Below are 8,746 nucleotides of genomic sequence, written 5' to 3'. Positions count from 1 at the left end.
GGGCGGGCGGCGGGGTCGTACCGCGGCGGGGGCGGGGCTGGCCGCGATGGGCCTGGCGGAGGCGCTGTCCAACACGGTCGGCAAACAGCTGGTCGAGCGGCGCCGCCCGCCGAAGGAATGGATCCCGAACGAGGAAGTGGAGGAGCGGCCGAGCAGCTCCTCCTTCCCCTCGGGTCACACCGCGGCGGCCATAGCCTTCGCGGCGACCGTCACGGTCATCTGGCCGCGTGCCGGAGCTGTCTGCACGCCCCCGGCGCTGGCGGTGGCGCTGGGCCGGGTCCACAGCGGAGCCCACTACCCGACGGACATCGCCGCCGGAACCGCCATCGGCCTGGCGTCGACGGCCCTGACCCTCACCGCCAAGCACCGCGCCACGAAACGGTGGCGGTGACCTTCCTCTTCCCGGTTCAGCACGCTCTCTCCGCGATCGGCAGCCCCCCAACACCTGGGCGTGGTCGGTGAGCAGCTTCTCCCGGTCGTCCCGACGGCGACACGGGGCGGGCCGCCCGAGGTCGGCCTGGCGCTGGAGAACCGGCCGGGTCGCGTCGGCGGATCAGACCGCGTCCTTCGAGGTCGCCCGGTGGCCTGACCTCTTCCGCCGCTCGCCCCTGGGCCGGCGGCCCGCACCGGCGCGGCCGGTGGGCGTGACTACATGGCGGAATACATGGCCACCGAGGACGAGATCTTCGAAGACATCCCCGGCGAGTTCGCTGGGGTGTCGTCGTTATCCACGGACAAACTGTCCCTGAATACGGTGGCGGGAATCCGGCAGGCTGAGAGGGAACGCAAGATGTGTCCCAGCAGGCCGTGTGAAGGAGCCGATCGATATGGCCAGGACCACGTACGAGATCCCCGACCAGGCCGGGAAGCTGGCCGTGGTGACCGGCGCGAGTGACGGGCTGGGGTTGCAGATCGCCGTACGGCTCGCCTCGGCGGGGGCGGAGCTGGTGCTGCCGGTCCGTAACCGGGCCAAGGGCGCGGCTGCGGTCGAGCGCATCCGGAGTGCGGCCCCGCGGGCCAGGGTCAGAATCAGGGACCTCGACCTCGCGTCCCTGGAGTCGGTGCGCGCCCTGGGCGACACCCTGCTCGCGGAGGGGCGGCCGGTCGACATCCTGATCAACAACGCCGCGGTCATGACCCCGCCGACCCGGCACGAGACCCAGGACGGATTCGAGTTGCAGCTCGGAACGAACTTCCTGGGCCACTTCGCACTGACCGCCCGCGTCTTCCCGCTGCTGCGCGAGGCGTCCGCACGGGTGACGTCCCTGTCGGCGCTCGCGGCGCGTGTGGGGTCCTTCCAGTGGGACGACCTGCAGTACCGGGGCACGTACAAGGCGATGAAGGCGTACGGACAGTCCAAGCTGGCCCAGATGCTCTTCGCGCTCGAACTGGACCGGCGCAGCCGCGCCGCCGGCTGGGGCATCGTGTCCAACACCGCGCACCCGGGCCTGACGGTGACCAACTTGCAGACCTCGGGGTGGAACATGGGCACCAACAAGATCAGTATGCGTACGAAGAGCTTCCGGGCGGCGCCGAGGGTCCTCCCCTTCCTGGTCCAGTGGCCCGAGACCGGGGCCCTGCCCACGCTCTACGCGGCGACCAGCCCCGCCGCGCGCGGGGGCGCCTTCTACGGCCCCGACGGCTTCGGCCATCTCACCGGCGGGCCCGCCGAAGAACCCCTCTACAAGACCGCCGAGGATCCCGACGCGGCACGGCGGATCTGGGCCGAGGCCGAGCGGCTCACCCGGACCGGGTTCCCCGCGGCCTCCCCGGCCCAGTGACCATGGACCGCGACCAGCTCGCCGACTTCCTGCGCACCCGCCGGGAAGCACTGCAGCCCGAGGACGTGGGTCTGCCCCGGGGCAGACGGCGGCGCACCGGCGGACTGCGCCGCGAGGAGGTCGCGGCCCTGTGCGGCATGTCGGCCGACTACTACAGCCGCATGGAGCAGCGCCGCGGCAGCCGCCCCTCCGAACCCATGCTCGCCGCCATCGCCCGGGGCCTGCACCTGTCGCTGGACGAGCGCGACCACCTGTTCCGCCTGGCCGGGTACCCCACACCGGCCCGCGAGCTGCGCATGGAACACGTCGACACCGGCCTCATGCGCGTGCTCGACCGGCTCCAGGACACCCCGGCGCAGGTGGTCACCAGCCTCGGCGAGACCCTGCTCCAGACTCCGCCGGCCGTCGCGCTGCTCGGCGACGAGACCGGCTACACCGGCCTCGACCGCAGCATGTTCCACCGGTGGTTCACCCGCCCCGACGCCCGCCGGATCTATCCGCGCGAGGACCACGACGCGCACAGCCGCGCCTTCACGGCCGACCTGCGCTCCCTCGCCGCCCGCCAAGGCCCCGCCGGCCGGGCCGCCGACCTGGCCAAGAGGCTCCTCGACACCAGCCCCGAGTTCGCCCGGCTCTGGAGCGAGCACGAGATCACGGCCGAGCGCGGCCACCTCAAACGCGTCAGGACCGCCGAACTCGGCGTGATCGAGGTCTACTGCCAGATGCTCTTCGACCTCGACCAGGACCAGGCCCTCCTCATCTTCACCGCCACACCCGGCAGCGAGAGCCACGAAAAGCTCCAGCTGCTCTCCGTGATCGGCGCGCAGCACCTCCCCACACGCCCCTGAGGAGTGGCCGGGCGACGGGTGGGCGGGTCGTGACGCCCGCGACGATGAGGTCGATGGCGGCGACAGGTCGAGCAACGCGGTACGTACGGCCCAACCGGCCATATCACCACGACGTGCGGAGCATCGCCACCCGGGCCGTCGCGGCATTGGGCCGGGCGGCCCACCCGATGGGGCCGATCGGGTGAGAAAGGGCGTTTCCCGGGCGGGAACGGGCCGCACCGGGGCGCGCCCGTGCCATGAAGGTATCCAGCCGGGGACAGAGGCCCGGAGTTCATCGACAGCAAGAGGAAACCGTCATGAGCGCACCGACCATCGGGCACCGGGCCATCTCCGTGCTCGCCGGGGTTCTGCTGGCGGGGACGGCCCTGGCCGCCCCCGCCGTCGCCACGGGCCACTCGTCGGACCCGGGCCCGGAGTCCTCCACCACGCAGGCCGGCCCCGCCGTCGCCATCGTGCACAAGGGCCGGGTCATCGCGAGGCCGGCCGTCAACGTACGGCCGACCCCGGACACCAGCAGGCCGCCCATCGGCTCCATCCCGTACGGCACCGTCATCGACCTGGAATGCAAGAAGTCCCACGGTGAGGTCGTGGGCGGCAACCCCCGCTGGTACAAGCTGCTCGGCAGGCCCGGCTGGGTCGCCGCCCGCTGGGTCGAGAACGTCACCCCGGCGCCCCCCGAGTGCCCGTGACCTACTGATCGCCCGGCACCCCCGTCCTGAGCGGCGGGGGTGCCGGGCGACATGCATTCAGTGCGTTCAGTGTGTTCAGTTGTTGACGTCGTCCGAGTAGTCGTCCGCACACTTGTCCTTCTCGGACTGGGTGTTCGCGTGCTGCACGCAGTCGTTGAAGTCCTTGAACTCGTCCGAGTTCAGGAGCGACACACCGACGGTGACGATCACCGCGGAGACGATCAGCCCCAGGGCGCCCAGCACCGCGCCCACGATGGCCATCGTGCGGCGGGGCGCCCGGCCAGCCCGAGCGCGGCGCGCACCGATGACGCCGGTCACGATCGCCGCCAGGCCCAGCAGGATTCCCCCGATGACCGTCCAGAACAACACGCACGCGGCGATCCCCAGAACCAGGGCCGCGACCGCGAGGCCGTTGCTCCGCGCGGGGGCCGGTTCGGTGTGGAGCTGCCCGTCGGGGGCCGACTGCTGCGGGTAGTTGGGCAAGGTCATCGGTCTCACACTCTTCTCTTCGGCTCGTCCCGTTCGTGTCTCCCCCGTCTGCCCCCCCAACGGGCCTCGCACGCCTGTCCGTTCGGGTCCCTCGCGCAGATACCTCGCCCCGCCCGACCGCCGGCCTCCGCGAGGGTGGTTCCTCACCAAACGTCATACATCCGGCATACCGTGAACTACGGTGGGTTCCTGGGCGACAACGCCCCCAGGAAACAGGAGAGATCACGTGGTTCGGAAGTTATGTCACCTCGGCGGGCGCACAGTTGCAGCCGTCCTCGTCGGACTGTTCAGCCTGCTCCTGCCCACCGCGGCGCAGGCCGCCGAGAACCCCGGCATGCGCTACACGACGAGTTTCCGCAACGCCGCCACCTATGACCTGCGGGCGGCCGGCAGCGGGAAGTGTCTCGACCTCCGCGGCGGAGGCCGCCCCCAACGCGGCACCGTCGTCCAGACCTTCGACTGCAAGGGCGAACTCCACCAGCGCTTCCATTTCCAGAGCCTGGGCAACGGCAACTTCACCATCGGTGCCTTCGGGGTGTACTGCCTCGGACCCCAGGGCGGCGGCCCCACCCCCGGCGCTCCGCTCATTCTGACGACCGGCCCCGGCTGCTCCACCTTCACCTGGAACCACCGCGCGACCCCGCAGGACGCGAACCGCTGGGAGATCGTCGAGGCGACCACCGGGCAGTGCATGCGCGACACGGGACGGCGTTCCCAGACCGTGCTGGGCGCCTGCGGCAGCGCCACCGCCCCGTGGCCCGAGGTCTGGGTCCCGCAGTACGCCCAGAACTACAACTACGACCAGTTCTGACGCCGGACCCCGGCTGACAGCCCGGCCGCGTCGGCCCCATCGGCCCCGTCGGCCGCACCGGCCGGGCTGACGCGGACCGGGCTGCCGGACCCCGCGCCCACCTCCGCGCCGGGGCAGTGGTCGAGCCGCACCGAAAGGCTGCCCGTGGCCGCCGTGTTGTCGATGACGACGAGACCGTCGACGCTCGTCGCGTCCACGATCCAGTGGCCGCCCTCCCCGCCCGGCCCCCGGCCCTTGTCGCCGTCGTGCGGCCACGGCGCGCAGTTCGAGACGTGGTTGCCCAGCACCCGGATGCCGCGGTGCACGGACCTGCCGCCGGCGGGGAAATGCGGAGGGCTGATCTGCACCGCCGGGCCGCCGAGGTCGTCGAACCGGTTGCCGCGGACGGTGCAGTCGGCCACCGGCCCCGACTCCCAGTAGCTTCCCGCCTCGCAGGTGATCAGGACGCCGGCCATACCGAGACCCGAGAACACGCAGTCCTCGATGAGGACCGGCTTGCGGGTCGACACGAGGACCCCGCGGGTCGGCAGGTTCAGGAAGGTCGAGCGCCGTACGGTCACGGCCGGCGTGCGGGTGATGTTCTCCACGGCCAACTCCCCGGGCGCCGAGGCGGCGACGGCGTCGGGCAGCGGCCCGGCGCACCGGATCCGCATCCGCGTCAGGTCGTGCGCGTGGTCCCGTCCGCTCGGCCCGTCGACACCCAGCACCTCCACGTCGGTCGCGAGGACGGTGCCGTCGTCCACCCGTACGATCTCGCACCGCTCGCCGGCCGCGAACTGCGGGAAGCCGGCCGTCTCCGGGTGGGGGTAGCTCAGCTCCAGCGCGTCGCCGTCCACGCGGTCGACCCGCAGATAGAGACCGTGCACATTGATCGCGTCGTCGTGCGCGCCGTCGAAGCGGCAGTCCTCCACCACGACCCGGCCCCTGAGGCCGGACGCCTGCACGAAGTCGGCGAAACCGGCCGTGGTCCGGCCCGTGCCCTCCCGCGTGGCGAAGACACAGTTCTGTACGAGGAGGTCGCCGCCGCTCTGCGCCAGCAGTCCGAACCCATGCAGGTATCCGAAGCGCACGTCGTGGAACCGGGCGTACCCGCTCTCCAGGACAAAAACCCCCGGATGGTCCCGGTCGGTGTGCCGGAGCTGGTAGACCAGCCCCTCGTCGTCCGGTACGGGAGCGTCCGCCCGGTAGTCGACACGCAGGCCGCCGGGCGTCGCGGTGACACGTTCCACGTGGTCGAAGAGCGGGCATTCCGTCCGCCGGGTCCGGTTCACCCGGGGGTCGAGCACCTGGCAGTAGTCGAGCGCCCCCTCCCCGGTCCACGCCGGATCGCCGCCGGCCGGGTCGGTCTCCCCCCGCCAGGTCACGGTCCGGCCGTGGGGACGGACATCGGTCCCCGGCGGCACCGAGACCAGGCGGAACGGCCTGCCTCCGGCGACGCCGGTCTCCCGTACGGTCACCTCCACGACGGTCGGCTGCACCATGTCGACGGCGAAGTCGTGCAGTTCGGCCCGCTCGCAGTCGATGACGGCGATCGTCGTCTGACGGCCGTGGTACTCGAACAGAGCGCCGCCGCCGTCGATCTCGACGTCCTCGAATCCCTCCAGCAGGATCCCGACGGACTTCTCGCGGTAGCGGGGATCGGCACCGACGGTGTTCGAGACGTACAGCTCACGGCGTACCGCCGACGACGCCCGGAAGGCATAGGTCCCGGGCGCGAAGCGGATCGTCACGGGGCCGCCCGCTCGCCGTGCCGCCGCGATCGCGTCCCGTACGGCGGGCGAGGAGTCGCGCAGGCCCGTGGGGTCCGCGCCGTGGGCGGTCACCTCGACGACGTGGCGGGGCGCGGTGGTGGTCGGTACGGTCATCAGCTCGTCGTTCTCCTTGCGAGGTGCCGGCCGTCGAGGGTGACGGCTCCGTGTGTCAGGTCGACGGTGGTACGGCGGCCGTGCGCGACGACGGTGACCGGTGCCCGCGCGTGCGCGCCGCGCGGGGTGAGGGTCGCGGTGGTGAGCGCGGGACGGCCGTGTGCGTCGGCGTCCCAGACGAGGTCGACGCGCACGCCGGGGCGGGCGACCAGGCCCCGTACCGCTCCACGCGTCCAGGCCGGGGGGACGGCGGGAAGCAGCTCGATCCAGCCGGTGTGACTCTGGAGGAGCGCCTCGGCGATACCAGCGACGTACCCGAGGTTGCCGTCGATCTGGAACGGGGGGTGTGCGGCGAAGAGGTTGGGGTACAGGCCCGCGCGCTGGCCGACCTGGTCGGCCGGGGCGGGGCGCAGCATCAGCCGGACGAGGTCGGCGACCTGTTCCGGCTGCCGGAGGCGGGCGCGCAGCGCGATCCGCCAGGCGAGGGACCAGCCGGTCGACTCGTCCCCTCGGGCGTCGATCGAGGCGGCGGCGTTCGGGTGCAGGTCCGGGGGGAGACCGGGCCCGGGGTGGAGCGGCCAGAGGTGGCTGAGATGACGGTGGTACGGCTCCGCCCCCACCGGGTCGTCGCGCCATTCGGTGATCAGGCCGTCCCGCCCGGTGGAGGGGCCGGGGATCATCGCCCGCGCGTGCCGCACGCGGGTGAGCAGCTCGTCCGTACTGTCGCCGGACGCGAACTCGGCGACGGCGTCGAACAGGGCGGCGACCAGGCCGAGGTCCATCGCGGACGACCGTCCCACCGCGCTGACGCCGCCGCCGGGGGTGCGGAAGTGGTTCTCCGGTGAGGTGGACGGGCTGGTGCCCAGCGTCCCGTCGCCGGCGGGAACGAGCCGGTGGAGCGCGAACTCGGCGGCTCCGCGCAGCAACGGCCGTACCCGATCGAGCAGTTCGGGGTGGCCGAACCGCACCAGGTCGGCCAGTTCGAGCGACAGCCAGGCTCCGGCCATCGGCCAGAAGGCCCAGGCCGGGTCGGCGTCCCCCGTGCCGACCGGCGGTGTGTAGGCCCACGCGTCGGTGTTGTGGTGGGCGACCCATCCGGGTGACGCGTACAGCTCGCGTGCGGTGACGGCACCCGTGACGGCGAGTGCCTCCACGAGGTCGAGCAGCGGGGCGGCGCATTCGGCGAGGTCGGTGACGCCGGCCGCCCAGTAGTTCATCTCGGTGTTGATGTTCAGGGTGTAGCCCGAACTCCACGGCGCGCGCAGTTCGGTGTTCCACAGCCCTTGCAGGGTGGCGGGCAGGCCGCCGGGACGCGAGGAGGCGAGCAGCAGGTACCGGCCGTAGTGGAACAGCAGCACGGCGAGCCCCGGGTCGTCGGCGAGCACGTCCCCTTCGCCGGCCGCCGTCACCCGGTGCCAGGTGGCGGCCGGCGCTTCGTCGTCCGCCCTCTCCGGGTCGCCGGAACCGCCCCCGATCCGCAGCGCGACGCGGCCGTACCGTGCCGTGTGATCGGCTCGGTGGCGTACGCGAAGGGCCGGGACGCCCAGCCGGAGCGCCGCTTCGGCCGTCCTGGCCGCCGCGTCCAGTGCGTCGTCCGTGCGCGTCGGTCGTCCGATCCCGCCGAAGGTGGTGGCCGTCGTGACGACGAGGTCGAGCCGGGTCGCCGATCGCGCGTTCAGCGCGGCGGTGTCCGGCGGTGGGGCGGCGGCCCCGTTGTGGGTGAAGCGGGCGTGGACGGCGCCGCGCAGCGCGTCGCCGGGTGACGCGGACCATACGACCGGGTGATCGGGTTCGTGCGGTGGTGGTACGTCGGACGGCATCCGGAAGCGGAGTTCCACCGTGTGGTCATCCGTCTCGCGCCGCAGGAGCGCGAGGGGGGTGGTCAGCTCGGCGGTGACGTCCAGGGGCGCGTCGGCTTCGATCGAGACGACGAGCACCGAGTCGGGTGCGGACACGAACACCCGTTGGCACACACCGACCGTGCCGAGGCGGAACCGGGTCTCGGTCTCGGCGTGGTTCAGGTCCAGGACACGACGGTACTGATCGTCCTCGCTCCCCCGGTCCTCCCCACTCCCCCGGTCCTCCCCACTCCCCCGGTTCTCCCCACTCCCCCGGGCGTCGGAGGCGGACCCTGGGGACGGCGCCAGGGTGAGAACGAGGTCCGCGAAGGGGAGATAGGACTGTGCCCAGCCGGACTGCACCCGCCGGACCTCCCGGGTCGCGGCGTCGTACGCGCCCCGGGTGAGGTGGCGGCGTGCCCGCT

At 72.5% G+C, this 8,746-nt stretch carries 8 protein-coding genes; 5 read left to right on the top strand and 3 right to left on the bottom strand.

Features of this window, described 5'->3' with window-relative positions:
- The 4 genes from GT042_RS10265 to GT042_RS10250 all read left to right on the top strand — a co-directional run.
- Positions 1-391, top strand: a 391-nt coding sequence (locus GT042_RS10265; protein WP_161308407.1) for a phosphatase PAP2 family protein, incomplete at its 5' end; no start/stop codon positions are given.
- A 436-nt stretch (positions 392-827) separates the two neighbouring features.
- On the top strand, positions 828-1,781 hold the full coding sequence (locus tag GT042_RS10260) for an SDR family oxidoreductase (protein ID WP_161308406.1): 954 nt from the start codon (positions 828-830) through the stop codon (positions 1,779-1,781).
- Between the two features lie 2 nt (positions 1,782-1,783).
- Positions 1,784-2,629, top strand: coding sequence for a helix-turn-helix transcriptional regulator (locus GT042_RS10255; protein ID WP_161308405.1), 846 nt, complete (start codon positions 1,784-1,786; stop codon positions 2,627-2,629).
- A gap of 296 nt (positions 2,630-2,925) precedes the next feature.
- On the top strand, positions 2,926-3,318 hold the full coding sequence (locus GT042_RS10250; protein ID WP_161308404.1) for an SH3 domain-containing protein: 393 nt from the start codon (positions 2,926-2,928) through the stop codon (positions 3,316-3,318).
- 75 nt (positions 3,319-3,393) lie between these two features.
- On the opposite strand, the gene GT042_RS10245 is transcribed toward GT042_RS10250, so the two are convergent.
- Positions 3,394-3,807 carry a DUF4190 domain-containing protein gene (locus GT042_RS10245; RefSeq protein WP_161308403.1) on the bottom strand — a complete coding sequence of 138 codons (414 nt, stop codon included), beginning with the start codon at positions 3,805-3,807 and terminating at the stop codon, positions 3,394-3,396.
- A 226-nt stretch (positions 3,808-4,033) separates the two neighbouring features.
- On the opposite strand from GT042_RS10245, the gene GT042_RS10240 reads away from it, so the two are divergent.
- Complete coding sequence (locus tag GT042_RS10240) at positions 4,034-4,618, top strand: RICIN domain-containing protein (RefSeq protein ID WP_161308402.1); 585 nt, start codon at positions 4,034-4,036, stop codon at positions 4,616-4,618.
- On the opposite strand, the gene GT042_RS10235 is transcribed toward GT042_RS10240, so the two are convergent.
- Both GT042_RS10235 and GT042_RS10230 read right to left on the bottom strand, forming a co-directional pair.
- On the bottom strand, positions 4,603-6,483 hold the full coding sequence (locus GT042_RS10235) for a right-handed parallel beta-helix repeat-containing protein (RefSeq protein WP_161308401.1): 1,881 nt from the start codon (positions 6,481-6,483) through the stop codon (positions 4,603-4,605). The two genes, GT042_RS10240 and GT042_RS10235, sit on opposite strands and share 16 nt — an antisense overlap.
- A partial coding sequence (locus tag GT042_RS10230; RefSeq protein WP_161308400.1) for a glycoside hydrolase N-terminal domain-containing protein occupies positions 6,483-8,746 on the bottom strand: 2,264 nt, incomplete at its 5' end. The genes GT042_RS10230 and GT042_RS10235, both read right to left, overlap by 1 nt.

Origin of the sequence: Streptomyces sp. SID3212, from assembly GCF_009865405.1 — a bacterium.
In the GTDB taxonomy this organism is placed as follows: Bacteria; Actinomycetota; Actinomycetes; order Streptomycetales; family Streptomycetaceae; genus Streptomyces.
Note: the sequence above shows the minus strand (reverse complement) of the source record. Positions and strands in the feature narration are given on the sequence as shown.